At 64.1% G+C, this 25,115-nt stretch carries 27 protein-coding genes; 9 read left to right on the forward strand and 18 right to left on the reverse strand.

What is annotated here, in order from left to right:
* Positions 1-124: 124 nt before the first annotated feature.
* The 7 genes from ABZ412_RS34705 to ABZ412_RS34735 form a co-directional block, all read right to left on the reverse strand.
* On the reverse strand, positions 125-793 hold the full coding sequence (locus ABZ412_RS34705; RefSeq protein WP_357289192.1) for a hypothetical protein: 669 nt from the start codon (positions 791-793) through the stop codon (positions 125-127).
* Between the two features lie 139 nt (positions 794-932).
* On the reverse strand, positions 933-1,685 hold the full coding sequence (locus tag ABZ412_RS34710; RefSeq protein WP_357289194.1) for a thioesterase family protein: 753 nt from the start codon (positions 1,683-1,685) through the stop codon (positions 933-935).
* 320 nt (positions 1,686-2,005) lie between these two features.
* On the reverse strand, positions 2,006-2,383 hold the full coding sequence (locus ABZ412_RS34715) for a hypothetical protein (RefSeq protein ID WP_357289196.1): 378 nt from the start codon (positions 2,381-2,383) through the stop codon (positions 2,006-2,008).
* 496 nt (positions 2,384-2,879) lie between these two features.
* Positions 2,880-4,565 (reverse strand): hypothetical protein, encoded by a 1,686-nt coding sequence (locus tag ABZ412_RS34720; protein ID WP_357289198.1) that lies wholly within the window; start codon positions 4,563-4,565, stop codon positions 2,880-2,882.
* A gap of 2 nt (positions 4,566-4,567) precedes the next feature.
* Entirely contained in the window at positions 4,568-5,029 is a 462-nt protein-coding gene (locus tag ABZ412_RS34725; RefSeq protein ID WP_357289200.1) for a hypothetical protein, read from the reverse strand.
* A 353-nt stretch (positions 5,030-5,382) separates the two neighbouring features.
* Complete coding sequence (locus ABZ412_RS34730) at positions 5,383-5,994, reverse strand: hypothetical protein (RefSeq protein WP_357289202.1); 612 nt, start codon at positions 5,992-5,994, stop codon at positions 5,383-5,385.
* Between the two features lie 143 nt (positions 5,995-6,137).
* Positions 6,138-7,303 (reverse strand): IS3 family transposase gene (locus tag ABZ412_RS34735; RefSeq protein WP_357289204.1). Its coding sequence is split into 2 segments (ribosomal slippage): positions 6,138-7,016 and positions 7,019-7,303, totalling 1,164 coding nucleotides; the frame shifts between segments, so codons are not numbered across the junction.
* Positions 7,304-7,781: 478 nt separating this feature from the next.
* On the opposite strand from ABZ412_RS34735, the gene ABZ412_RS34740 reads away from it, so the two are divergent.
* Entirely contained in the window at positions 7,782-8,633 is an 852-nt protein-coding gene (locus ABZ412_RS34740) for an alpha/beta fold hydrolase (RefSeq protein ID WP_357289206.1), read from the forward strand.
* Positions 8,634-8,843: 210 nt separating this feature from the next.
* On the opposite strand, the gene ABZ412_RS34745 is transcribed toward ABZ412_RS34740, so the two are convergent.
* Positions 8,844-9,455 carry a GNAT family N-acetyltransferase gene (locus ABZ412_RS34745; RefSeq protein WP_357289208.1) on the reverse strand — a complete coding sequence of 204 codons (612 nt, stop codon included), beginning with the start codon at positions 9,453-9,455 and terminating at the stop codon, positions 8,844-8,846.
* Positions 9,456-9,932: 477 nt separating this feature from the next.
* Between ABZ412_RS34745 and ABZ412_RS34750 the strand changes: the two genes are divergently transcribed.
* The gene (locus tag ABZ412_RS34750) at positions 9,933-10,340 is read left to right on the forward strand and encodes a VOC family protein (protein ID WP_357289210.1); all 408 of its coding nucleotides are present in this window, start codon (positions 9,933-9,935) and stop codon (positions 10,338-10,340) included.
* An 84-nt stretch (positions 10,341-10,424) separates the two neighbouring features.
* On the opposite strand, the gene ABZ412_RS34755 is transcribed toward ABZ412_RS34750, so the two are convergent.
* The 5 genes from ABZ412_RS34755 to ABZ412_RS34775 form a co-directional block, all read right to left on the reverse strand.
* On the reverse strand, positions 10,425-10,886 hold the full coding sequence (locus tag ABZ412_RS34755; protein WP_357289213.1) for a nuclear transport factor 2 family protein: 462 nt from the start codon (positions 10,884-10,886) through the stop codon (positions 10,425-10,427).
* Positions 10,887-11,177: 291 nt separating this feature from the next.
* A complete protein-coding gene (locus tag ABZ412_RS34760; protein ID WP_357289216.1) occupies positions 11,178-12,422 on the reverse strand; it encodes a wax ester/triacylglycerol synthase domain-containing protein in 1,245 nt (414 codons plus the stop codon).
* A gap of 119 nt (positions 12,423-12,541) precedes the next feature.
* Positions 12,542-13,072, reverse strand: coding sequence for a nitroreductase/quinone reductase family protein (locus ABZ412_RS34765; RefSeq protein WP_357289218.1), 531 nt, complete (start codon positions 13,070-13,072; stop codon positions 12,542-12,544).
* A gap of 169 nt (positions 13,073-13,241) precedes the next feature.
* Positions 13,242-14,507 (reverse strand): IS256 family transposase, encoded by a 1,266-nt coding sequence (locus ABZ412_RS34770; protein WP_357289221.1) that lies wholly within the window; start codon positions 14,505-14,507, stop codon positions 13,242-13,244.
* Between the two features lie 357 nt (positions 14,508-14,864).
* Positions 14,865-15,638, reverse strand: a complete 774-nt coding sequence (locus ABZ412_RS34775) for an ATP-grasp domain-containing protein (RefSeq protein ID WP_357289223.1) — start codon at positions 15,636-15,638, stop codon at positions 14,865-14,867.
* Between the two features lie 351 nt (positions 15,639-15,989).
* Between ABZ412_RS34775 and ABZ412_RS34780 the strand changes: the two genes are divergently transcribed.
* From ABZ412_RS34780 to ABZ412_RS34790, 3 genes are all read left to right on the forward strand, one after another.
* Positions 15,990-16,145 carry a hypothetical protein gene (locus tag ABZ412_RS34780; protein ID WP_357289226.1) on the forward strand — a complete coding sequence of 52 codons (156 nt, stop codon included), beginning with the start codon at positions 15,990-15,992 and terminating at the stop codon, positions 16,143-16,145.
* Positions 16,146-16,259: 114 nt separating this feature from the next.
* Positions 16,260-16,982 (forward strand): IS630 family transposase, encoded by a 723-nt coding sequence (locus ABZ412_RS34785; RefSeq protein ID WP_357289229.1) that lies wholly within the window; start codon positions 16,260-16,262, stop codon positions 16,980-16,982.
* Positions 16,983-17,217: 235 nt separating this feature from the next.
* Positions 17,218-18,381 (forward strand): IS110 family transposase, encoded by a 1,164-nt coding sequence (locus ABZ412_RS34790; protein WP_357289232.1) that lies wholly within the window; start codon positions 17,218-17,220, stop codon positions 18,379-18,381.
* A gap of 362 nt (positions 18,382-18,743) precedes the next feature.
* On the opposite strand, the gene ABZ412_RS34795 is transcribed toward ABZ412_RS34790, so the two are convergent.
* Positions 18,744-19,496: a Mut7-C RNAse domain-containing protein gene (locus ABZ412_RS34795; RefSeq protein WP_357289234.1), complete on the reverse strand. Its 753-nt coding sequence runs from the start codon at positions 19,494-19,496 to the stop codon at positions 18,744-18,746.
* A 1,046-nt stretch (positions 19,497-20,542) separates the two neighbouring features.
* Between ABZ412_RS34795 and ABZ412_RS34800 the strand changes: the two genes are divergently transcribed.
* The 3 genes from ABZ412_RS34800 (at position 20,543) to ABZ412_RS34810 (ending at position 22,473) form a co-directional block, all read left to right on the forward strand.
* The gene (locus ABZ412_RS34800) at positions 20,543-20,797 is read left to right on the forward strand and encodes a hypothetical protein (protein ID WP_357289237.1); all 255 of its coding nucleotides are present in this window, start codon (positions 20,543-20,545) and stop codon (positions 20,795-20,797) included.
* Positions 20,798-20,967: 170 nt separating this feature from the next.
* Complete coding sequence (locus tag ABZ412_RS34805) at positions 20,968-21,969, forward strand: hypothetical protein (protein WP_357289239.1); 1,002 nt, start codon at positions 20,968-20,970, stop codon at positions 21,967-21,969.
* Positions 21,970-22,113: 144 nt separating this feature from the next.
* Positions 22,114-22,473, forward strand: a complete 360-nt coding sequence (locus tag ABZ412_RS34810) for a hypothetical protein (protein WP_357289242.1) — start codon at positions 22,114-22,116, stop codon at positions 22,471-22,473.
* A 181-nt stretch (positions 22,474-22,654) separates the two neighbouring features.
* On the opposite strand, the gene ABZ412_RS34815 is transcribed toward ABZ412_RS34810, so the two are convergent.
* The 4 genes from ABZ412_RS34815 to ABZ412_RS34830 all read right to left on the reverse strand — a co-directional run bounded on the left by ABZ412_RS34815 (position 22,655) and on the right by ABZ412_RS34830 (position 24,710).
* Positions 22,655-23,050, reverse strand: a complete 396-nt coding sequence (locus ABZ412_RS34815) for a hypothetical protein (protein WP_357289245.1) — start codon at positions 23,048-23,050, stop codon at positions 22,655-22,657.
* Positions 23,040-23,336, reverse strand: a complete 297-nt coding sequence (locus ABZ412_RS34820; RefSeq protein ID WP_357289248.1) for a hypothetical protein — start codon at positions 23,334-23,336, stop codon at positions 23,040-23,042. Before ABZ412_RS34820 ends, ABZ412_RS34815 begins: the two co-directional genes overlap by 11 nt.
* Positions 23,337-23,504: 168 nt before the next feature.
* Entirely contained in the window at positions 23,505-24,299 is a 795-nt protein-coding gene (locus ABZ412_RS34825) for a hypothetical protein (protein WP_357289251.1), read from the reverse strand.
* Between the two features lie 249 nt (positions 24,300-24,548).
* Positions 24,549-24,710 carry a hypothetical protein gene (locus ABZ412_RS34830; protein WP_357289257.1) on the reverse strand — a complete coding sequence of 54 codons (162 nt, stop codon included), beginning with the start codon at positions 24,708-24,710 and terminating at the stop codon, positions 24,549-24,551.
* Between ABZ412_RS34830 and ABZ412_RS34835 the strand changes: the two genes are divergently transcribed.
* Positions 24,704-25,027 (forward strand): hypothetical protein, encoded by a 324-nt coding sequence (locus tag ABZ412_RS34835; protein WP_357289254.1) that lies wholly within the window; start codon positions 24,704-24,706, stop codon positions 25,025-25,027. The two genes, ABZ412_RS34830 and ABZ412_RS34835, sit on opposite strands and share 7 nt — an antisense overlap.
* Positions 25,028-25,115: the final 88 nt, after the last annotated feature.

The following is a 25,115-nucleotide window of genomic DNA, read 5'->3' on the forward strand; positions in this document are numbered from 1 at the left end:
ACGCTCATCGGCATGTCAGGGCGTTCCGCGGGCCGAGATGATCTCGGCCCATTGATCTTCGGCTGCATCGAGTCGACGGCTTCGAACCGCCCGCCACGCGGCATGAGCGGACGTCGAAGAGATTTCAGTCCGGCTGTTCCGTCGCAAGGTGCAGGCACAAAATGTCGTAGGCCATGGCAAGGTCATCTGCCCACGCCGCATCGTGGTCGCGCTCGAATGCTGTGAGCAAGCGGTTGCGTATTGCTTTGCGGTACAGCCAAGTAGCCGTCACCTTGTGACGGCGATCAGCGTAAATGTAGCTGTTGACCAATAGCGCAAGATGCCGATCGGCAGCCGGGCCGAGGACTGTATCCCAGGTCGCGAGGAACGGGTCGACGCCGTCGCCGGTCGCGTCGACAGCAGCGAGAAAATCGGCCGCATCGACGAACGCCCCTGTCTGTGAGGGGAACTGTGCCAGCAAGGCCCGCCACACCGTGGCGAGATACTCCTCAATCGCCTGCTGCTCGACGGAGGGCCATGTGCGCCACTGCTCTTGCGCCAGCTTGGACAGAACGATGTACGGGTCGAGCTCACGGGAGGTCACCAGGCGCTCAAGCAGCAGAGGCAGCAGGCTTTTCACGTCCGTGCGGCTACCAACCGTGGTGCCCAGCCTCATGGTCAGCGAGAACAGATCGTGCTCGTCGACCAACGTCGTAGGCCGGCAATGAGGACAACCGTCGAGCACTGCTCGACGCGGATACGGTAAGAAAGCTTGACCGACCCGCGTCAGGGTGTTCGCGAGCGCTGCATCCACCTGCCCAGACTAGCGCTACAGATCGGTTCGGCACCCTCTCATCGGCAGTAGCGGACGTTCTGCACCGCACCGGGATCCGGCCGCCGGCGCCCCGCGCTGGCCGGTTCGGTCAGCGCGGTATGCGGCAGTTTAGGACGTTCTACTCGGCCTGCGCGCCCGACGCGGAGCGTGCGACCGATACCGGCCGACGGGCGTCCGCGACGGCAGTCACCACGCAGGTTCCCAGTCGGCCGCCGCGGTCATAAAGCGTTGCCGTGCCGACAGCGACACCGCCGCTGGTGCTCTGATCCTGAGCCTGAAGCCCCAGCTCAGGACCCTCGGGCAACCGTGACAATGTCAGAGTCAGATCCGTATTGATGAACCCGATGCCCGCAGAACCCCAGTGGCAGACAAAATTCGTAGCATCCCCCATGGCGGCCGCTCGCTGAAAAGGGGAGATCGCTTCGCCCTCGATCAAGGGAATGAGGTTCTGCCACATCACCTTGCGATCAGAGTTCCGACCTGCGGCCAGGTCGTGGGTCCACTCCGATTCGCCGGACCTGAGCAGGGGCGGGTCACCGTCCGGTGATGTCAGTCGAGCCTGCGGCACCGGCAGCGGCGACTGCGGCTGCCATACTTCACCAGGCGGAGAGGCGGCTGAAACGAGGAATACCGCGCTGGCTCGTGCACGCAGCTCACCCTGCTGCACGATGGTGGCGTCGGCGACGATCACGCGCGAGCCTTCCCGAACAACGTTGCTGTGCACCGTGATTGGCTCATTGAGTACGGGGCGCATCATGTCGACCGTCAACCGTGCGGGAACGAAGCCCTCGGGGCAATGCGTTTCAAGCTGGCGCGCCAGGAGGCCACACACCGCCGGTCCGTTTACCTGCTTCGATGACCACTGGCTCACACCGTGTCCATGCGCGTGATACTGCCCGCCCCGCGCCACAAAGAATGACATTGCCAAGATGCCCCCTGCTTCCTGTTGATCAAAGCGCATTGATTAGAACACGTTTCACATCGTCCGAAAAGATCATCCACGAGGCGCTCAACTCGGCATGTGCGGACGTTTCGCCGGTGTCACATCGGCTCGGTCCGTTGATCTTGGGCCCCCGCGCTGGCCGGTCCGGTCAGCGCGGGAAGCGGCAGATCAGTGCGTTCGTCCGGGGGTTGGCCTGCCGGATGAAGTTCGGCGAGAGTGTTTCGCATTTTCTGGTCGAGTGCGAGTCTCTACGATGTCGAAAAGTCAATTGCCTTCGGCTGTTTCAGGCGGTCGGTCCTGCCGTTGGGGGGGGAGGCGATCCTTTGCCACCACGCCTGCTCGACCTCGACTGGCCTCTGGTGACCGCATTCGATCTGACCGCCCGTCCCGCTGTCAGTCACCTCAACCCGGGTGCCGTGCTCGACCCATACTGTGAGGTTCTCGGTTCGGATACAACGGTCGTCGTCGCTGACCGAGAAACCGACCGTGAAATCGAGGCCTTCGCCGTGGTAGTCGGTTGTGATTCGGAAGCTCTCACCAGGCTTCAACCATCGGTCTTCGCCCCATGGCTCCAACCACAACACCAGCCAACTCTGCGATCTGTTTGCGACATCCATCTGAGCCACACCGACATCTTACGTCCGAGACTCATCGCAGCCGGCTGAGAAGGTCACCATCCGCTGGCCTGGAATCGGCATTACCGTGCACTGACGATATCCTGTCGGCTGGCTCAGATGCCCCCTGCCCGTTGATCTTCCACGCACCCGTGCTGGCCGGTTCGGTCAGCGCGATATGCGGCCTGAGCGCGCATTGCCGACCGCCGTATGGTGTCCGCTCCCTTGATCTTCCGGGGTGACGCCAGCATCGGGTGGCCCAATCCGCGAAGTCACATTGAATAGAAGTAGTCCAGATCCAGGAGTAGGTGCGATATGAGCGGGTGGCAACTCGTCGAGCCGGGCGTCACAGCGACGCCAGCGGTACGGAAGTTCGGCGACCTCGGCAGGCGAGTAAGTCATGGAAATGTATTCTGTTCCGCCGAAGGCCATCCGGAGTACACGACCAGAACTTCATCGGGCTCGCGGCGTAGTTGCCTTCGAGTGCTTCCGCTGACGCACTTGACCTCTAGTCGACCGAGCAGTCGAGGATCCGTCCGTCCACGGTTCCGATCAGCAGGTGTCCCGGTCCGGTGACCGTGAGTGACAGGGGCACCGCGGGTTGACCGTCGACTTCCAGGTGCTGTCGCCACCGTACGGTTCCGTCCGAGGTGTGGATGGCCACGAGCTCACCGGAATTGAAGGCCACGTACACCGTGTCCTCGTCCCCGTCCAGAGCGGTGACCGGGAAGTCTGCGGTGACCACCCACCGCACTGCTCCATATAGGCCGCTGCGCCGGACAACGAAGACGTTGCCGGGCAGCAGACCAGCGCCGTCGTGAACGGCCCCGGCGTGCACCAGGTCCCGGTTGCCCACGCAGCCCACCTCGATACCGGGCCCACCGAAAAGGTGTCCCGCACGCTCGGGGTCCCACTCGAGGGGGAACAGCTCTTGCACCAGGGACTCACCGTCGCGACAGGCTGGGTCGACGGAGACAACGTATTTGTCCTGCGATGGCTCCTCATGGTCCTTGCCCTGAAGGAAGAACAACTGGCTGCTATGGCGGATCGGAAATGCGTGGTTGCGGGCGTCGAACCCCCCTAGCGGCACACGCGTCTCGGGAGCCTGCCCCGTGGGGCGGATCAGCGCGAGCCAGCCTTGGGTGTAAGAATTCGTGGAACGCAGTGCGAGCCAGCCATCCTCACGTGCGGTGAGCGTGACAGAAGAGTCCAGAGGCAGGGAGTCGAGTACCTTTCCGTTCTCAAGCGACACGCGGACGACCAGCGGAGACTCGGTCACCCGTTCTGTGCCCACCCAGCGCCACAGCACCCGCTCCACGTTGACCCAGGCATCGAACTGGCCGGCCCGGATCACGAGTTGTCGGCCGCCTCCCTCGTCCCGGTCGCGCCACTCCAGTTGCCCATCGGGCCGCCATGATTCGGCCAGAACACCTTCCGCGCAGGCCAGCACCCGCCCATCTCGCAGCTGCTGCACATCCCACACGTGCCGCCGAGGCTCCCACGGCTCCCCGGTCAACGCGGCGAGCGCCGCGATGGCCCGACTAACCACCGCTTCTGTTGCAGGGCGCTGGAATTCGAGTCGTTGCCCGCTGAACTCTTGTTGCTGTACTGAGCCGCCGGCGACATTGCTCCAGTCGGGCCGTTCGAGGACCGCGGTGTAGGCGTAGGTGTGCGCCGTTGCGTCGTAGCGTCCGCCAGGGAAACTGTCCACCGGAGCCACCACGACCCGCAAAGCCTGCTCGCTGGCCCATTCGAGGTGCAACACCTCCCGCGCCCCACGCTGCACCGAGGTCGAGAGCCCTGACAGAAGATCGACGATCAGCAACTCGCCCTCGTAGGAGTATCCCCCGTCGTACGACCCGGTCCCCACCGCCACGATCGGCAGCGTCGGGTGAAAGGCCACCGAATGCACCGGCCACTGGGATTCCACGACCCACCGGCACCGAAGATCCTGCACGCCATAGATTCCCACCCGGTACTGCCGCCAACGGTACTGGTCAGCCCCGTAGCCGGACCACCCCAGATACCCCAGATCGCCACCGACTGCGACAAGGCCACGCTCGTCGTTGACAGCTACGGTCGAAGGCTCGCCGATCTCGGAGAAGGGGCGGTTACCGAGTATGCGGCGAATGATCAGCGGACCGTGCATATAGCGAAAGCTCCTGGTGCTCGAGGGATAGGTGGTGCCCGACATGATCATTCGCCGGCGGCGACTTCTGCGTTGAGGGCGCGAATGGCTTTGTCGTACTGGTCGCGGTTGAACAGGAAGGGGCCGAATGTGCGGTAGTCGCGGTCGGTGTTGTAGGGCGGGCCGAAACAGTTCCACACGACGAGGTTGCCGGTCGGTGTGATGCGCGTCAGCAGCCCGCCGCAGCCCAATTCCCCGCACCTGCACACGAGTACGGGCGTTCTGTGGTCTGCGGTGAGGGCAGAAGATCCGTGGAAGCGGGCCATACCTGACTCGGATCGGAGGGAGCGAAGAGCCAGACCGATATTCCAACCGCCCGCTGGCTGCATACCCGCGCTGATCTCGAAGGTGTCGATGAGATCGGTCAGGGCGATGGTGTCGATGTAGGGAATGACCCGTAAAGCACCATCAGGTCCGGGGTTGTAGTCGAATCCGATGTGGCTGACAGCAGGTACATGCCGGTGCTGCAAGCGCTTTCGATCCCGGGCCAAGGATCTGACCGCGCCCGCACGACGAGGCAGGTCGGGGACCGGGGCCCTTCCGGGGGTCACCGGCTGAGGCGCACGGCGCCTTTCCCACGAGAAATGATCACGGCCTCACGGTAGTCGGCAATTGCACACCCGGCCAAGTCAAGCAGCCCACCAGTTTGGCAAGTGGTCGCTCATCGGCAGTAGCGGACGTTCCTGGGCCGCGGTCGACCTCCCCACCAGTGGCCCCGCGGTGGCCGGTGCGGTCAGCGCGGTATGCGGCTACTGAGAGGACATACTCCTATGCCTGTGGATTCGACCTGATAGCGATTCGTCGTGCCCCAGATGGCCGGGGACTACTGAAGAAGGAAGAACAGCCCCCATGCCCGCTTTTCGGCCCCTTCGACGATTTCTCCCCAATCTCGAATCAGCGTCGCGTATCCATCGAAATCGGTTGTCCAGCCACTGATGTCAGCGATCTCTGCTGTCATCACAGGTCGTAGCTCCTCGAGCCGACCCGCGATCGCGCGCCACAGTCTTGCCAGCCCTGCTACCTCTGCTGGCGAGCACGCCATGTGCAGTGCGCTGTCGACCGTGTCAACACGGAGACCGGAAGGACTGACTAGGTCGGCGAAGTCAACGCCGGGCCCCAACAAACGACCGAAGAATCTGTCGCACAGCGCGACAAGATCGGCAGACATGTCGGCACGGTCACCAACGGAGTTCCATACCACCGCCAACCAACCGTGTGGGCTGTATGAACCCAAAGCTCCCGCCCCACGGAAAACACACGTCGCGTACCAACTGTCCGTGTCCAGTGGGGGATAGAACCGAGCAGCATCATGCACTTCGAACGTCGGCGAGGGCCCGATTTCGAAAATGTCCCACAGAGCGTCCGTACCTGTCCCGTTCACGATGCTGGTGAAGTGATCCCACTGCACGATGGCCGCATAGATATCGACTCCCATGAGCAGTCACCTTCTCTTGATCCGGTCGGCATCGAGGGAACCCCCACCGATTGCAGGTCCGCCACCATGCGAGGTCCGGCACGGCGATGCTCCAACGTATCCGTTCAAACGACAGGGGCTGCTGCAGGATCGGGTGACAGTGGTTAAGCAGCCTGTCGGGCTGCTGGGGACATGATGGTTTCGAATTCGATCGGGGTCAACCGGCCGAGCCGGGCCTGTCGGCGTCGGCGATGGTAGGTGCGTTCGATCCAGGTGACAATCGCGATCCGCAATTGCTCGCGGGTATCCCATCGCTGCCGGTCCAGGACGTTGCGCTGGAGCAGGCTGAAGAAGCTCTCCATGGCGGCATTGTCGCCGGCCGCGCCGACGCGGCCCATGGATCCGACCATGCGATGACGGTTGAGCGCGTGGACGAATCGTCTTGAGCGAAACTGAGATCCGCGGTCGGTGTGCAGAACACAACCGGCCACCTCACCGCGTCGGGCGACAGCATTGTTCACCGCGGTGACCGCGAGCCGGGACTTCATCCGCGAGTCGATCGAGTAGCCGATGATCCGGTTGGAGAACACGTCCTTGACCGCACACAAATACAGCTTGCCTTCACCGGTGTGATGTTCGGTGATATCGCTGAGCCACAAACGATTTGGTGCATCGCTGCTGAAGTTCCGCTGCACCAGATCGTCATGAACCGGCGGCCCGGGTTTGCCGTTCTTACCGCGCCGGGGATTGCCGAACACGCTCCACCATCGATTGGTCGAACAGATTCGCCACGCGGTCCGCTCGGCCATGAACTCGCCGGCTTCGCGGGCCTCGTCGGCGAGAAACCGGTAGCCGAATTCGGGGTCGTCGCGGTGGGCATCGAACAACGCGTTGGCCCGATACGCCTCGGCGAGTTCGCCGGCTGTGACCGGATCGGCCAGCCACCGATAGTAGGGCTGGCGAGCGAGCTGCAGCACCCGGCACGTCACCGCCACGGGAATCCCCTCGGCAGCAAGCTCTTTCACGAGCGGGTAGAGCCTTTTCCCGGTATCTGCGCCTGCGACAGATACGCCGCGGCGCGCCGCAGGACCTCGTTTTCCTGCTCGAGCAAACGGATCCGACGGCGGGCATCGCGCAGCTCGGCCGACTCGCTGCGCGTGGTTCCGGGCTTGTTCTCGTCGTCGACATCGGCCTGGCGCATCCATTTCGACAACTTCATCGGATGAACCCCGAAATCGGCCGCGACCTGCTCCAGCGTGACCCCCTCCTCACGGTTGCGGGCGACCCTGACGACGTCGTCGCGGAACTCTTTCGGATACGGCTTGGGCACTGCGACATCCTCTCAGGCCCGCCTCTCGGCAAGCCATCTCGGTTGTCACCTATCCCTACAGCAGCCCCCTCCGACTGTCAGGAACTTCAACAGCTCCGCGTTCCGCACAAGTACCGACAGCAATCGCTTCGGAACCCAGGCTGCGGCCACCCCAGCTATAGACACTTAGCGAGGCTATCGGAGTTGCACCTCCCTGTGATCCCAGGCCCGTCAGCCCAACCGAGCATCGGGGGTACTCGGTCATCGGAATGAGGGCGATTTCGGCCGACCGCGGCTCGGCCGGTCCGAGCCGCCCCGTAAGCGGCATGGCAGGACGTCCATTGCCAGTCGCGGCGGTTCACGCATCGCAACCAGAGGACATCTAAATCGGCTGAGTATCAAACACTCTCGCTCGAACATTGGCGTGCCTCTCGCCTGTGTGGTGGGTCGGCATGGCAGGGTGGCTGGATTGCTATTCGTCAGTAGTGGGGAGGTCATGATGGGTTCGCAGGGTCGGAGTGATCGCGCAGGCTGGGATGGACAACCGACATTCGTGTTCGTGCACGGCGCGCACGCCAATGCGGCTGCCTGGTCCGGAGTGCTGCGTGAACTCGCGTTCCTGGGCCATCGCGCGCTCGCGGTCGATCTGCCCGGTCATGGAATCGATGCATCCTTCCCGATGGCATATCAGTCGCCACAGGACCTGGCGGCGTTCTCCGGGCAGCCGTCGCCGTTGGCTCACGTGACTTTGGAAGACAACGTGGCTCATGTCGAGGCGGCAGTGCGCAGGGTCGCCCAATACGGGCCGGTTGTTCTCGCCGGGACGAGTGGCGGCGGCGCGACTATCTGCGGTGTCGGCAACCTCGTGCCCGATCTGGTGGCGCGGATCGTCTACATCTCGGCATGGTGCTGCGTCGAGTTGCCCAGCGTCGCAGCGTACTTGGAAACCCTGGGCCATCATGGCGTCGCTGCGTCCATGGTCAATTGGCGTACTGCCGACTCGCAAACCCTTGCGGCGCTCAAGGAAGGGCTGCTGGCCGATGGCACCGACGAACAGTTCCGGGCTTGTCTGAACACCCTGGAACCTGCCGATTCCGCTCAGGTTCTCACTGCGGATTGCCGGGTGCGGGCATCCACCTGGGGGCAGATCCCACGTTCCTACATCCGCTTCGCCAGCGATCGCGCGATCCCCATCGATCTACAGGACCAAATGATCGCAGAAGCCGACGCGCTTACCCCTGACAACTTGTTCGACACTCACACCGTCGACACCAGTCACATGGGTGTCCATCTACATCCGGCCGAGATCGCATCCATCCTCGACCGCCTCCAGCTGCCGAACTCCAACTGAGATCGTCAACGCCCGAAACTCGGTATGAGCGTGCGTGTCGCTCAGGACACGCACTGCGATTCGCTAACGACCCACAGAACCCGCTGAGGTCCCTATTGGCTGTCTTCGATTCACAAAGCCAGGCGTAGACAACCCGGACCTGATCGGATTCGACAACAGCCACAACGGCTATGCCGCCTTCGACGACCACCCGCCGAGAACTCGGCAGGGTCAAGGCATTTCCGCAGTCACCTGCCGGTGCTCGTACCAGATTCCCGGGACGACCGATCCGTTCGGCAACTGCTGTGCTCGACGCTCTTTTTCCGTCGCTCCGATCCTGTCGCAGATGCGCTGCACCGCGAGATTCGACTCGTTCGTCCCGATCTCGACGGTAGTGAAACCGGCGTCGTGGATCGCCTCGACCAGCGCGGCCACCGCTTCGCTCGCGTAGCCGGCGCGCCGGTGCCGTGGTCCGATCCACCAGCCGAGAGTTCGCGACGATGCGTCGCTACCGCTCGGGTGCACGCTCGCGCCACCCACCAGGGACCCGTCCGACCGCGCCTCGAACACGAGAAGCCCGGGAGTCGGGAGCCCCGACCCGACGGCCTTCACCATTACCTGAGCATCGCGTTCCGTCCACCCGTTCCCGGCAAGCATCTCCGCATCGATCGTCGCGGCGAGCGCGACCGCGTCCTGCCGTACCGGCGGGCGCAGCAGCAGCCGTGCAGACTCGACCTTCCACAGCACGCCATATCGCGCCCTGATTTCCTTATCGACCAGCCCACTGACCCTCCACGCCCAGAGCCCGCCCGAGACAAGCACGACGCCCACCACGAGCACCACCCAGAAGGCGATAACGAGTCCCTGTGCAGCGGAGCCCGATACGACCGTCAATACAACCCCGACAACCACCGCCGGAGCCCCGACCATCACTATCCAACTCGCCAGCCCCCGAGCGATGGCACGCCAGGGCGTTTGCTGAATGGCCGCTCTGACATACGTGATTCGCCACATTGGAAACATGCGCGAACCATATTCGATGCTGTCGAGCCGAAGGGCGGCCCGGCACACAAACAACAAAGCCGTAGGTCGGTGACCTATGTCGGTGGCGAGATCAACACATAATCGGCAAAGGCGGACGGTCTGCAGCGCGCCGGGTTCGGCGCCGGCATCCCGCAGTGGCCGGTCAGGTCAGCGGTCAGCGGCAAAGTAGTGCGTGCCCGTAGGTGCCGCCTTCTTCGAACACCAAGGAGCTACACCCATTTCACACACTTGCGGCATGTGCGGATACTTGGGGCAGCAAGACCGTAGGCTCGCTCAGTGCATCTGGAGCTCATTGCGATCATCGTTGACGAGTACGACTCGGCCATCGAATTCTTCGTTGAGACACTCGGTTTCGATCTCATCGAAGACTCGCCCTCACTGACCAACGACGGACGCCCCAAGCGGTGGGTCGTCGTTCGCCCGCCCGGTGCGACGACGGGAATCCTGCTCGCGCAAGCAGACGGGGAAAGGCAGCGCCTCGCCGTCGGCGAGCAGGTCGCCGGCCGGGTCGGGTTCTTTCTGCGAGTCACCGACTTCGCCGGGACCTACCGGCGGATGACCGAAGCCGGGGTGGCGTTCGTGACCGAGCCCCGCACCGAGACCTACGGCCAGGTGGCCGTCTTCAACGACATCTCGGGAAATCGATGGGACCTTCTCGGCCCACCCGAATCAGCCGAACTGTAGCTTCCGCGCACCCGGCTTCTCACACTGCCGGTTCGGTCAGCGCGGCATGCGGCAACATGGTGCGTTTCGAAGTTGCTGCCGCACTCAGCCGCTCACCCGATCGCCGGTCTCGATGACGCTGTCGGCGGCGTCCCCATCGAAGACGTCACGATGTCCACGCGCGGTGTCCATATATTCACGAACCCTGTGGATGAGGCCACCCCGCAACTCGAAGACGAAGCAGTAGTCGTTGCGGTACATGTTCCCGTTCGCCAGCGTGGCGCTCATCGTCTCCTCCACGATCACCCGATCCCCGTCGGCATAGAAGCCGTGGAAATCCACGGCGACATCACTGACGAACAACCGCGAGAACTCTTGTGCCAGAAAGTGTGTGATGGCCTGCCTGCCGATCATGTGACTCGAAGCGTCGAGCGCGACCGCAGTCGCGTTACCCGCTGGCGCAAGCCATTCGGCATCGGCGGTGAAGAACGCGGCGATCCGGTCGGCATCGTGACTGGCGAACGCCCGCCACGCCGCCTGAACAATGGCCTTGTTATCGGTGGTCATGGCTCGACAGTACAAACATCCACACCCACCACTCTGGCGGGAAATGGACGAGATCATCCACACCCCGACCGCCCGCCCCGCCTGGATCACGCCGATCCCGAAACCCACCGAACTATCCGCTCATCGCCAATAGCACGCACTACCGGCGGTCGTATGGCGCTCTGCCCGTTGATCTTCTGGTGCCTCGCGCTGGCCGGTTCGGTCAGCGCGATATGCGGCTACTCAACATTTGCGGTAGGGACCCGCAACACGGGCATGTTCGACTATCGCGTCTTCGTGTCGTCGGACGAGTCAGGTATCGATGATCGACTGCAGTGCTCGGCCGACAGAGTCGGCGATGCGAGAGGCGGGAGGCAGGTGGTCGGCGTCGGACTCGATGCCGACCGACAGTCGACCGGCGTACGACACGGCGGTGAAGCCGACCCGGACGTTCCCGGCGAGTGGGCCGAGTGCCCACATTTCCGTCATTGGGGCGCCGTCAACGGTGAGGGGCTGTCGTGGTCCATGGACGTTGGACGCGACCGTTGCGATGACGCGCTGGTGGCGAGTGAATACGTTGAACAGTCGCACCAGCCGAGGCGAGCCGATCGTGGTCCCTGAGGCCCGGGCGAGCGGTTTCGCCTCCCACGTCCGGCGCGCGACCGTCCGCAGCGCCGCCACCGATTCGGTGAGAGGCACCGCTACGAGCATGACTCCGACCGCGTTGTGCGCCGCGCCGCGGGAGTCGACTTGTACTGGCACCGAGACCGTCAGCGTTTCCGGGATCGGTTCGCCCGCATCCATCAGCACCGCACGTAGTCCCTGTCCAACGGCGACGAGATAGGCGTCGTTGACCGTGGCGCCGGACGCTCGCGCGGCCGTCTCGAGTTCGGCCAGGTCCACACTTGCCGCGGCGACGTCCCGTGTGTCGCCGACCGTGCCGAGCAGCACCGGTGAGCGGACGGGTCGCCGGAGGAACATGTGCAGGCCGTGACGCACCCGTGAGGGAAGCGTCGGGCCTCTCGAGTCCGGGCGGGCCGTGCCGATTGGGGCTACTGTTGTCGCGCTCGGCTCCTGTTCTGGGCCGAGCAGCCGCTCGAGCAGGGCGGCGGCCCGGGTGCCGTCGACCACCGCGTGATGCAGTCGCACGACGATGCCGCACTGCCCGGGGTGGGCGGCGGGGGCAAGGGTGATGTGCCACAGCGGACGATCGGGTGGAAGTGGCTTCATGACCGTGCGCCCGCACAGAGCCTCGAAGCCGCCAGGGCCTGCTGCGGATTCGACAGTGATGTGTGCCGATATGTCGACGGGCATGCGCACCCACCACCAGCGACCGTCGCGGCGTTGCGGACAGTGCTGTAGATCGGGTTCCCGTTCCACGCGCGGTGTCAGGAACGCGATCAGGTGTTCGATGTCGGGGTGGCCGGCGGCGTTGACGAAACCGCCCGGGCCCAGCAACCCGGCGAGGGTCACCACATAGGGCTGGCCTGTGGCGTTGATGCCGAGGATCGCGGTGTCCACCGCCGAGATGGGAATCTCTGCGTTCGGGCCGGTCATCTATTCGACCTCCTTCGCACTCCAAAACGACACCCGAGATGTCCGGCAGACGATCGTTTCCGATCCACGATGCCGCGCGCCACGAGTAAGGCACGCGGTAAGAACGGATGCACTCGGTCTCATTCCGCTGGCAGTTCGATGATTGCGCCGACTTCGGCTACGCGGAAGACCGGATATCGGTCGGCGATCTTCTCGAATTCGTCCAGTGGCGCATTGCGATCAATCGGGAAGTGGGGGCGCGCCCCGGGTGCTACCGCGAGGTATCGGCGCAGGATCGGGGCACGGGCATCTCGGGGTACCTCTTCCAGTTGCACGGCTTTACCACCACGACGGTGCAGCACGGCTCGGCCCCCGGCGGCCCGGAGGTTGCGGACCCAGTTGGCATCCGAGCCGAGCATCGATACCAGATACCGGTTGCCCTCATACTCGGTTACCACGATCGGCAGCAGCACGGGACGACCAGTACGTCGACCGGCGACCTCCAAGGTCACGGCATAGTGTGGCGACAGAAGACCCGCCGAGTACTGCAGGCGCGAGACCCAGTTCAGTACCCGCGCCACCGCCCCCGGTCGACTGTCCGGATACATCCCACGCTTGATCGCGTACAGTCGCTGGCCAACCGCGCGTCCCAAGACTTTTGCTGCCCCCATCGGTAACTCCCATCCAGATCAGGGTGCTCTCCCTCATAGCAAGGGAAGAGTCCTGCCCACTGTGCCCGCTCCGCCAGTCACTTCACCAGGGACCAATGCCCCCGACCAACAGGGACGCCCCGCCTGGGCGGGACTTTCGGATTAACGGTGGATCCGACCTCGGTGTGGGTTAGTTCCCGGTCGGGTGGATCCGGCCTTCAAAGGTGATGGCGAAGGCGTTGAGGGCCGGTTTCCACCTCATCGCCCATCGTGCCCGACCTTGCCCGGTGGGGTCCAGGGAGCGGGTCACCAGATACAAGCATTTGAGCGCGGATTGCTCGGAGGGGAAGTGCCCGCGGGCGCGGATGGCGCGCCGGTAGCGGGCATTCAAGGACTCGATAGCGTTGGTGGAGCAGATGATTCGCCTGATCTCCACGTCGTAGTCGAGGAACGGCACGAACTCGGCCCAGGCGTTGTTCCAGAGCCTGACGATCGCCGGATATCGGCCGCCCCATTTCGCGGTGAACTCACCGAACCGCTCCTTGGCCGCAGCCTCGGTCGCCGCGGTGTAGACGGGTTTGAGATCGCGGCTCATCTCGGCCCAGTGCTGCCGACCCGCGTAACGGAAACTGTTGCGCAGCAAATGGATAACGCAGGTCTGGACGATGGTCTTGTCCCAGACGGTGTTGATCGCCTCGGGCAGGCCCTTGAGCCCGTCGCAGACCGCGATGCAGACATCGGCGACGCCGCGGTTCTTCAGCTCGGTCAGCACCTGCAGCCAGAACTTGGCACCTTCACCGCCGTCGCCGGCCCACAATCCGAGGATGTCGCGTTCACCGGCGGTGGTGACGCCGATGACCACATAGATCGGCCGATTGGCCACCTGACCATCCCGGATCTTCACGTGAATGGCATCGATGAACAGGACCGGATAGACCCGATCCAGGGGCCGGTTGCACCAATCAACCATTTCCGCGACCACCTTCTCGGTGATCGTCGAGACCATGTCCTTCGACACCGAAGCCCCGTAGATCTCGGCGAAATGCGCCGAGACCTCCCCGGTCGTCAGCCCTTTCGCGGTCAGCGACAACACGATCTCGTCCACTCCCGACAGGCGCCGCTGCCGCTTCTTCACGATCTTGGGATCGAACGAGGAATTCGTATCCCGCGGCACCTCGATGCCGACCGGACCGATCTCGGTGATCACCGTTTTCGATCGGGTTCCGTTGCGGGAGTTCCCCGTTCCACGCCCGGCCGGGTCGTGCTTCTCATAGCCGACATGCTCGGTCATCTCCGCTTCCAGGGCGGTTTCGAGCACCGTCTTGGTCAGCTGGTTGAGCAGTCCGCCCGGCCCGACCAGATCGATGCCCTGCTCCTTGGCCTGCGCGAGCAGTTGCTCGGCCAGTTTCTTGGTGTCCACCGCGTCTTTCGCCACGGCGGCCAGTGTCTCCGACATCAGTCGGTCCTTCCTGCCGAACCATCAGGTTCAGCCGATCGGACCGAGATCAGGATCCGCCGTTATCCCTACAGTCCCGCCTGGGCAGACAGGTCATCTGTTCTCTCGGAGAGCACGGACATCGGCGGTTGCAGACGTTTCAGGGCTGCCCGTCGACCCGAGATGATCTCGGCCCGTTGCTCTTCCGAGAGGTTGCGGCGGCCGGTCAGGTCAGCGCGGTGTGCGGCAGAAGCGGATGCCTCTTACTGGTCCCCGTCGGCATGAGGTTCGTGTAGAAGCGAGCTTCTGATCGGTGGTTCAGCAGCAGGGCCATCGACAGCATCGCCTCAAGGCGACGAATGTGCGGATATGTCCTCGTCACATATCCGCGTGAGCGAATGCCTCGGCTTCCATGGCGGCGATGAAGTCGGCGACGTTCGAGCCATAGATCCCCCAGCTGTTCACGCCGCCGAGCTCGACGAGGCGAAGTACGCCATCAGGACTGACGCCGACATCGACGGTGACCATGGTGCAGCCGTGAGCGAGTAGTCGCTTCGCCGTGGTCTCCGCGAAGTCACGTACATGATCGGGGACGGGCAGATACGGCTCGATCGGATAGGAGCTTCCGCAGACGAAGCGGCCGTCGCGGCAGAAGCAGCGGTACTCGAGTTCGAAGAGCACGACCTCGGACACGACGACGAGCTCGTCGCGGTGCTGGTCGTAAGTCTGGAGCCAGTGACCCAGCTCCGTGATTTCATGAACGCCCGCGGGGAACAGCTTGTAGTTCGTATCGCTGCGAATGAAGACCTGGTCGCTGTCGAACATGCGCCGGAGCGGTAGACCGGGAACCGCCGAGAACGGAACGAAGACGGCGGTGCGACCCAGGAGGTCGTACACGTGCCGGTAGTAGAACGAGCAGCGCAGCATCGTGTAGTCATCGAAGACCGCTTCTCCGAGCTGCGGCACCCGGCGAAGGCTCCTCATCGTCGGCATCGTCCCGTACCCAACGATCGGGCGACCCTCTTGGACGACGGGCCAGCGTCCCATCATCGCATCATGCGCTTCGACAATGAGGGCATCGTCGAGCGCCGCTGCGACGATAGCGGAGCCAGGGAATTCCTCGTGGAGATCGATGAGCCATTGCGGTCGCATGGCACGATGCTATTCATTCCGAGCAAGGCATCTCCGGGTTACTTGCGTTCGTGGAATCGCAATCAGCCTGGAGCAGACAGTAATTCGAGACGTTTGCCCCGCCTGTCAACCGCAGGCTGAACGCGGCTCCGGTCGTGGCAACGACATCCTCGAGCCGACAGATCTGGGCGTTGAGCGGGCCGAGATGATCTCGGGGCGTTCGATTGTCAGCTGGACCGTGCCGACCGCTCCGGACCGACCTGTATGCGGCTAGTGCCGTGTCCGAGAAGGTTGATGCTGAAACCGTTGTCCGGGGTGGCGGCTTGATCCTGGGCGGGTGAGCGGGTGATGCTGCCGGTGGAGGTGATGCCGGTGGCTCGCAAGCCGGAGGTGTTCGTCAGAGCAGTGACGCCGGAAGAGGGCCGCAGGCTGGCCCAGATCGCGCGACGCAGTAAGCAGCCGATCCGGATGCGGCGGGCGGTGGTGGTGATGGCCTCGGCGCAGCGTAAGCCGGTCGGGTTCATCTGATCCACGATTTCAACGAGAAGGGGTTCGGCGCTCTGGACTCAAAATGGAGCGGGGGCAGGCCGGCGAAGACCGATCAACCGACGCGTGATCGGATCTGTCAGATCGCCCGGTGCTGTGTTGCGTATCAACAATATTGCCGACATCAGCCGAGAGACGGTCCGGCAGATCCTCAAGGCCGGTGGAGTGTCGTGGCAGGCCACGAAAACCTGGAAAGCCAGCAACGACCCTGACTTTCGGGCCAAGATGGCCCGGGTCCTCGATCTTTACGACAACCCGCCCGCCGAGGGCCGGGTGATCTGCGTGGACGAGTTCGGCCCGCTGAACCTCCAACCCCGCAGCGGCCGAGGCTGGTTCGCCGCCCGGAGGCCGCGCCGACTGCGGGCGACCTACCACCGCACCCAGGGCGTCCGGCACATGTTCGGCGCCCTGGACCTGCGCTCGGGCCAGTTGTACTACCGGATCCGGGACCGGAAACGATGGACCGAATTCCTGACCTTCCTGAAATCCCTGCGGGCCCGATGGCCCGGCCAGAAACTGTATCTGATCTGCGACAACTACTCGGTCCACAAACGCGCCGAGGTCCGCGCGTGGTGCGCGGGCAACGCGATCGAACTCGTCTTCCTGCCGACGTACTCGTCGTGGCTGAACCGGATCGAGTGCGAGTTCGCCGCGCTGCGGTACTTCGCGCTCAACGGCACCGACCATCGCAGCCACGACGAGCAAGACGACGCGATCGGCACCTACATCCGCTGGCGCAACCAGCACGCCGGACCCGTCCGCGACTTCGCCGTCGGATCCAGGATCCGGCGGCCGGATTACCTACCCAACGTTGCCTGACAAGGCACTAGTAAGAGACTGGTGTCAGGATCGGATCCCGGCCAGGATTTGATCCAGGTGCCCGGTGGGATGCTCCCTTTATGCGGCTTCCCATCGGTATCGGTGTGGCTCTCTAATGGCTTGCCTCCCGCCGGGTGCCGTGCAGGGAGTGGCTGAAGAGGGGTCTGCCCCACGCTCGTACTAGCGGTGCCTTCCCGCACGGACACCACGTTCGGCTGACACGGGAGGCACAGCGATGACCGTCATCATCGGGATGGACCCGCACAAACGCTCGGCCACTATCGAAGCCATCGACCCGACAGGACGGGTTCTGGTCACTGGCCGATACAGCACCGACAACGCCGACTATTCGAAAATGCTGACTGCTGCAGAACAATTCAACGACCGGGTGTGGGCGATCGAGGGCTGCAACGGCATCGGCCGCCACCTCGCGCACCGTCTCGTTCACGACGGCGAAACCGTGATCGACGTGCCCGCGAAACTCTCGGCGCAGGTGCGGGTCTTCGCCACCGGCAACGGCCGCAAGACCGACCCGGTCGACGCGCACTCGGTCGCGCTGGCTGCCTTGCACGCACCGGATCTGCGACGTGTCACCACCGATCCGGAACTCGTCGCCCTGGGCATGCTCGCCGACCGCCGCGACGAACTCGGTCGCGCCCGAACCGAAACCCTCTGCCGGCTGCACCGGCTACTGCTGGAGTTGATCCCCGGTGGCACCAAAGGCTTTCTGTCCGCGCGCCAGGCGCGCGAGTTGATCGCCCCGATCACACCGTCGGACGCCGCCGTCCGGATCCGGTTGCGGCTGGTGGTCGAGCTGATCGAAGACCTCGAAACCATCAACCGCAAAACCAGGTCCGCGGGCAAAGAACTTCGGCAATTGGTGACCGAACGCGGCTCGACCCTGATGGATCTACACGGAATCGGACCGTCGTCCGCGGCACGGCTTTTGGCTGATGTCGGTGATATCAGGCGATTCCGTGACCGGGATCGTTTCGCGTCCTGGAACGGCACCGCACCGTTGGATGCCTCGTCCGGCGAGCAGCAGCGACACCGGCTCTGGCGAGCAGGGAACCGCAAGATCAATCGGGTATTGGACATCATGGCCATTGTTCAGCTACGAACCCGCACCACACCCGGCCGTGTCTATTACGACAGCCGCAGAGCAGGCGGAAAGGCCTCGATGGAAGCAATCCGCGCTCTCAAACGACGACTGTCGAACGTCATCTACGTTCGGATGCTCACCGATCAGCGGCACCGCGAATGGACAGGCCCGGGAGGGCAATCGGGAACGACTCCTGACTCCAGCGCGACCGGCTCCAACCCGAACACCGATCCTTCGGACAAGCCACATCCCGGACCCGACAACCAGGCTAGCCCCGCACCCGCGCCGACGTCTTGACATAGAGGGGAGCCTTTACGGTACGTGTTGTCTGAAGTGCGCCAGATGGTTCGGTTTGATCTTGCGACCGAGGGGCCAGCCGCTTCCAAGCTCTGGTAGCTGTGGCCCCGATGGATGACCTGGCCCTTGTACAGCGGTTGGCCGATGTTGCCGACACCATCTCTACGCGGTACTTCTGGGCCGGGATTATCGCGACGTAGTGCAAGCCCGTCGGCAGCCCGGTCGCGGTGGCCGATTGTCGGCTTTTCGTGCATACGAATGCAGCTCATGCCCTGCGCGCGGAGCTGGTGAATGGATTTCGGTGAATGCCCTCTGCGAGAAGGCCGACCGCCGTCACGGTGCTGATGAGCGCCGTCGCCGTATCACGACGAGATGGCCGCGCGGATCCGGGCCACCAGGGCGTCCAGACGTTGCTGATGTGAACCCTCCCAATAGATTCGGCCGCAATCCGAGCACTGCCGGAAGGTTTCATAGTAGCGGCGGGTGAGTGGTTCGAGTCTCTCGATGATGTCCTGCTTGGCCACACCGGTGACAGCGCCGCCACAGCGCAGGCAGCGACTGAACGGCACCAGCCGATCCGCCAGGTCGAGTCGGCGGACGAGGTCCACCATCTGCTCGAGCGGGTGGTCCGACCGGACGAATACGCCGTGAGTCACGGTGCGGCGCTTGAGAAGTCCGTGGTCGCGGGTGAGCAGGATTCGATGCTCGGCCGCGGCTGTTTTCGCCAGTGCTGCGTCGTCGGCTTCCCAGTCCTCGCGCACGTCGAGTCCCATCAGCCGCATCAGCCGTGCGAGCCCGCCGAGGTTGACATCGACGATGAAGCGCGGATCGCGCAGCGGACAAGGACGCACCCGGGTCAGCGGCCCGATGTCGAGCGTCTCGAACATCGGGTAGACCACAACCCGATCGCCCGGCTGCAGACGGCGGCCGAAGTCGACGGACTCACCGTTCACCAGCATCAGGTCGACCTCGGTGTGCGGAATACCCGCAGCCTCGACGACGTCCTTCACGGTCTGGTGCGGCCGGACCGGCCGCAGCTGCGCGGCGTACCGCACTCCCGGGGGCAAGAAGTCGTTCAGCTCGGCATACACACGCAGTTCGACACTGGCGGTCATAGGACCATTGTCCGGCGGGAGCACCCAGCGTGCCCAGAGCAATCTCCGGTTTGAGCAATCCCGCGTATGCCCGGTGCGGGTCAGCATCTCCCCGGATGCGCTGACCGAGAACGGTCCGCTCTCCCCCTTGGCGGACCGCAGAGCAGTCGGCGCCACTGAACGTTGAGGTAGGCAACGGACATCCGCTCAGCCATGAGCGGACGTTCGAAAGAGCCGCGGCGTCAGGCCACAGACCACATCAGCCTCGTCGGCGCCACCTGAGGGTGCGGCAACGCCGCCATCTGCCGCTGCGAGTCACACTGTGCTGCAGATTCCACGCAGCGCCCGAACCGTACGAGAACCATCGATACGCCCCCGCCAGATGAGCGTTGGTGGGCGTCGGGCTCGCGGCCGGGACACGGCGGCCACTGACCGCAACGCGTCCGTTTCCACGTGGATACCCTCAGTGAGGTCCGCCTGGGCAGATTCCGTTGGCATTGCAGGAGTCCACGGCGCGGGGCCAGAGCTGCCCGAGCAGGGAGGCGAGTGATGACGAACCGCTCGAACTCCCCGCGTTGGCGGTGGGTGTGCTATCCGCGATGACGTTGACCCCGGGCGCCGATGCGGGTGTGCCGGCGTAGGCGGGGCCCGAGGCTGTGGCGAGGGCCGCCGTGAGCGCGAAGAGAGCGAGTCCGGTTCGGGCGGTGCGACTATGCCAGATCATGCAGCGAAGACTAAGTGAACCAAATGTGTTTCGAATCAATTCTGGGGCCCCAATACCCGGGGCCACCCTGTCGCAAGCCTCGGCAGAGCTGTTCGACGCGACGGTGTGATGCCATGCCGTCCGAGATTGCTGGATCGGTTGCGTTCGGCGTCGAAACCTTTACAACGGCAATATCGTTTGCCCGCTCAGGCTCGACGAAGCGGCGCTCCTCACCCCAAACCACTATTGGTACACGACCTTGCGTCGGCTGCGCGAAAATCCTTTCGACATGCACGAATTCGAGACACAAGCCCCATGATCAACGGGCTCCCCGTGCTCTCGCCGGTGTCGTAGCTTGGCGCGCATGAAGCGTTCGCTCACCATCACCGCCGTTGCCGCCGCCCTCGCCCTCGGCGCCGCCGGTACGGCCACCGCCGCGCCTCTGACCCTCGAGCCGGCCGCCCCGGTTGCCGCGACGAACACCGGGTCGTCGGCCCTGACCGGCTCCAGCGAAGTGCTCGGGCAGCTCGCATTGGTTCCGGGCTTGCTGGCGACCATGATCGCCTGCGAGCTGTCTTCGATGTCGGGTCAGATGCCGCCGCCGTCGTGCATCTGGTGATTCTGGCCGTGAGATAGCGCGGGTTTCTGGCTATGTGTCGTCGAGTTGGAGACGGCCCGTGGGGACCAGATTCGCGAAATCCGGCGCTAAGGAATTGCCGCACATAACGACTCATTATCTGTGGGTAAATCGTTAGAGCTAGATATAGGTGGGTGGGTGTTGTGCGTTGTGTGTTGTCAGCGATCATCATGCTGATCGCAGCGGTTTTGGTGACCGGGTGCTTGGGGCCGATGCAGGGGCCTGACCAAGCCGAGCGTGATAGCTGGTCGCGGGTGATCGAATCCGCGATACAGGAGTTGGCGGGAGTGGCCGATGCATCGCACAAGTTCCAGTACCACCGGTACGGTGACTACACCTCCAGCCTCGATGTTTGGTTGAAGGACGATGCAACGGCCCCGCAGGCAGAGGCTGTGGTGCGCGTGATGGCCACCCAGCAGCTACCGCCGCAGTACCAAGGTGACTCAACGGTGCTGGAGATGGTCCGGATGACGGACTCGTATTTCGCGTCCTGGCGTTTCGGTCGCGACACCACCAGGCAAGCCGAAGCAGCAAACACCTGGGCCCGAGTGTCAGCGACCCGGCCTGGAGCGGAGATCCATTGGTCTGACGGCGGAACATACGCAGCCAACGTCGAAGGCCCGGCCGAGAGGGTCATCGTGGCCGCGAGCTCCGGTACCGACCCCTCGAGCGCCACCGCGGCGATGCGAAAGATCGCCCGCGAGTTTCCCGAACTGGCGGCCCGCGACTGGACGGTGGCCTCGGGTTACCACGATCTCTCGATCGTGGGCTCGAGTCTCGGACCCGACTTGAACGCGAGCCGCCGTACCCGCTTCCCGTCCAACAGTGAACTCGAATTGTGGGAGTGGTTCCTGACCGATCAACCCACCCCGTTCACCGTCGAGGTGTCGGTATACGACCCGCCCGGCGAAGCAGGCCGCACCCTGGACGTCGCGATCTTTCCACTGGCGGGCAAGGTGTTCAGTGCGGAGCAGGCTGCACAGTTGGCCGGTCTGCACCTTCCCCGCCTCGCTCAGTCCGGTGCCGTGGTCGAGTACACCCTCCGCGGGCACCAAGACTTCGACTTCGAGGTCCTGGTAGGCGGTTGCCCGGATCCCGGCCGAAAAACTTCGGCCGAGGCGGAGCCCTTCGTTCGTCTGTACGAACGCTGTTAGTGCCGTATCGGCACCTCACATGGCTGGCCTCGGCAACCGTGTCCTAGCCGATCGCTGAAATCCCGTGGCCTCCCACAGGCCTTCGACCATTCCCATCGCGATCCCGGAAGGTCGCAGGCCTGGCGGAAACTCCCCCTGCGGCGTGTGACCGAAGCGGTGGTCGTCGGATGGCTGCCCGGCCACGCCGGCGGCGAGGTGTTCGGATCGCTGCTCATCGCTGCCCACGACCAGTACGGGCAGCTGGTGCTCCTCGGCGCGGTCGGGACCGGATTCTCCGACGCCGCACGCCGCTCGCTGCACGTCGAGCTGCTGGCGCTGGCCACGCCGCCGGTCACCGGCACGGTGCCGTCGTCGATCGCGGTCACCGCGCACTGGGTCACGTCGCGGCTGGTCGGTGATATCGCCTACCGCGAACGCACCGCCACCGGCCTGCGCCATCCATCCTGGCGTGGACTGCGATTCGACCGTGCACCAGAGAACATCACCATCCCCGGGACCAACTGATCCACCCATCCCACACGCCGCTGGCCATCGCATTCCGAACGCCGCCGAATGGGCACCAGGACGCGCTCCACTTTCTGCACCGCACCGGGATCCGGCCGCCGGCGCGCCCTGCGCTGACCGGTTCAGTCAGCGCGGTATGCGGCATCAGCGGATATTCGTTGGGAGAGCTGATGTCAGTTCGTTACAGGGTGCAGTGTTCCCAGGCGATCGCATCGAGTCGCTGCCAGTTGTTCTGCAGCCAGTCCCAGAGCAGTTGTTCGACCTCGTTCACATCGTTCAACGTCATGGAAAGGCATTGGTACTCAACCTTGCTGGACCTGGGGTGGACCTCGAGTAAGTAGTCGTTCTCACTGTTTCGGTAGGTCTGGATCGAGGACGCCTGGTTCGCTCTCGCGAGTGTGATGAAAGGTCCGCGGTGAAGGTAGCGCAGCTTGCTCAACCAGTAGTGCAGGTGGTCGCGGGTCAGTGTGGTCAGGTGTCGGGCACCGACCTCGACGTCCAGATCTTTGAAGACGACCGGTGCTTCCGCAGGTAGGGTGTCCGGCCAGGGAGCCCCGAGTTCTTCGTCAGTCTTCATCGGGATACCCCCAGTCGAAGTCGATCTCGGCGTGAGGCACGAGCGCGGCCACTCGGCGGGTGAGCTTCTGTTCGAATTCCTCTCGCCACAAGTAGAACCCGCTGAAGATGACGGAGTCGTCGGAGTCTGCCTGAACGAGCAGGTCCTCACCCTCCTCAGCCAGCGTGACGAACACTGTGTCGCCTAGGTGCTCCTTTTCGAGGGCGTCAACCAACAACGCTGTCACCCCCGCACGTTCGCGTTCGTCCCTCAACGCCCGAATCGTCAAGGAGACATCGATATTCACAGACACGAGTCGACCGTGTACCGGCGACCGACAGCCTGTTCCTGTCCGGTATCTCCGATACCTCGACCCCTTCGACTTGTCACAAATCGACAGGCCAAAGGGGCCGCGTGCCGCAGCCGATATATCTGCCGGTGCATTTCGCGACCGGTTCGACTAAGTGGAACTCTGTCAATCGGTCGCGGGTTCGTCGGTGGCGACCTCAGCTGGGCCGAGGGCTCGCGGGGGTGCGGTGAGGGCCTGCGTCGCGCCGAGAGTCGCGCCGATTCCCGCGCCGATGGCGGCGAGCGGTGCCGCCATGAGGGCCGCGCCGTACGCGGCGCCGATGGGCACCGCGGCAAGACCGATCGGTGCGAACGGCCCGCCGATCACCAGACCGAGTGCACCGCCGACACCTGCGCCGATCAGTGCGAACGGGCTCGCCAACGCTGCGCCTGCGGCAGCACCGAGCGCCGCGGAGCCGACGGTCTGACTCGCAACACGATCGGAGCGAGTGCGTTCCATACCGACCGAGTCGAAGAACGTTGCGAGATCGGCCTCGGTGACCGCCGCGGCGTCGTTGAGTTGGATGGCGGGCTCCCGTGGCAGCCAATCCGGCACCTCGACCTGCACGTCGCCGAAACGCAACATGCCCGGCGGCGGCGCGATCGGCGGCACCGGCGCGACCGGGACCGGGCCGTGCAGGAACTCGACCGGCGACAGATACTCGCTTTTCGGTACCGGCCGCGCCCACTGCAGCGAACTGCGCGTGTCGTCCGGGATTCGCGTTCCCCGGTACGGGCGCACATTCGGCACTTGCGCGGCGGGCCAGTCCGGGGACTGCTTCGGCTGCTCTGCCTGCACTGCGGGGGTCGCCTCGCCTGAATCCGGGTCGTCGGCCACGAAGGCAACGTGGCTGCCGTGCGCGGTCGGGCTCACCGGAACGTAGCGGCCGAGCTCGGCGTTCGCGGTACCGCTGCTACCCACCAGAGTGAGAACAACGGGAACCGCTCCCGCCACTACCATCGACCCCGCCTTCTGTTGACGCGGACTGATCTTTCTGTGCTTGCTTGTGCCCATGTATCACCTTTCACAGTCCAGAGACCTTGTCGATTCGCATTCGGATCACAGGGGCGTCTTGGATGGTCGAGCGTGCCGTGAAAGGTTCGAACCAGGCCATCACCAGGACTTTCCGGGCTGTTCAGCACCCTGGATCGCGGGTGAACATGTCCACCATCAACCCCCGGGATCCAGCTTCGAACCCATGGCGACATCGGCATCCCATGTCGGATCCGGGACTGCGATCACCATGGCCTCGCGCACCGCGGGGTGTTCGACAAGGTGGTTCTCCGGGGTGCCGGTCTCACGAAAGACCTCGACGGTCAGGTTGGTTGCCAGGCTTCCCGGAGTCCGCCGCGGACATCCCGATACTCACCTGCGATGTCTTCCCCGTGGTCCATACAGAAATCGGCCAGCTTCGAGAGGGGCAGATCGGTTACGGGGATGCGCTGCGGGCGTTCATCCCTGGGCACGTCGTGGCAACGGCCGAAGCGTTCGAGGCGGGGCTGCGCGTGGAATTCCCGAACGGCGCAATCGTGCTGCGCCCCAGCGACGACGAACTCGTCGGCCCTGAGATCGCTACTCTGTCTGGGTTTGTCGATAGCGCGTGGATGTGTTGGCGACCGGGTGAGGATGTCTTCGAATACCTTCACTGAGCCTTTTTCATCCTCGTGCGGATTGAATCTCGTGGTTTTGCAGGACGTGGATGGCCTTGGTCAGGGAGCCGGCCTTGTGCGGGCAGCA

It is taken from the genome of Nocardia sp. NPDC005746 (assembly GCF_040630785.1).
In the GTDB taxonomy this organism is placed as follows: Bacteria; Actinomycetota; Actinomycetes; order Mycobacteriales; family Mycobacteriaceae; genus Nocardia.

Coding starts and splice junctions, on each gene's coding strand:
- ABZ412_RS34720 (WP_357289198.1), bottom strand. CDS start 4,565: ATGTCGGGCACCACCTATCCCTCGAGCACCAGGAGCTTTCGCTATATG.
- ABZ412_RS34730 (WP_357289202.1), bottom strand. CDS start 5,994: ATGGGAGTCGATATCTATGCGGCCATCGTGCAGTGGGATCACTTCACC.
- ABZ412_RS34740 (WP_357289206.1), top strand. CDS start 7,782: ATGGGTTCGCAGGGTCGGAGTGATCGCGCAGGCTGGGATGGACAACCG.
- ABZ412_RS34755 (WP_357289213.1), bottom strand. CDS start 10,886: ATGACCACCGATAACAAGGCCATTGTTCAGGCGGCGTGGCGGGCGTTC.
- ABZ412_RS34760 (WP_357289216.1), bottom strand. CDS start 12,422: ATGACCGGCCCGAACGCAGAGATTCCCATCTCGGCGGTGGACACCGCG.
- ABZ412_RS34765 (WP_357289218.1), bottom strand. CDS start 13,072: ATGGGGGCAGCAAAAGTCTTGGGACGCGCGGTTGGCCAGCGACTGTAC.
- ABZ412_RS34770 (WP_357289221.1), bottom strand. CDS start 14,507: ATGTCGGAGACACTGGCCGCCGTGGCGAAAGACGCGGTGGACACCAAG.
- ABZ412_RS34775 (WP_357289223.1), bottom strand. CDS start 15,638: ATGCGACCGCAATGGCTCATCGATCTCCACGAGGAATTCCCTGGCTCC.
- ABZ412_RS34790 (WP_357289232.1), top strand. CDS start 17,218: ATGACCGTCATCATCGGGATGGACCCGCACAAACGCTCGGCCACTATC.
- ABZ412_RS34795 (WP_357289234.1), bottom strand. CDS start 19,496: ATGACCGCCAGTGTCGAACTGCGTGTGTATGCCGAGCTGAACGACTTC.
- ABZ412_RS34800 (WP_357289237.1), top strand. CDS start 20,543: ATGAAGCGTTCGCTCACCATCACCGCCGTTGCCGCCGCCCTCGCCCTC.
- ABZ412_RS34815 (WP_357289245.1), bottom strand. CDS start 23,050: ATGAAGACTGACGAAGAACTCGGGGCTCCCTGGCCGGACACCCTACCT.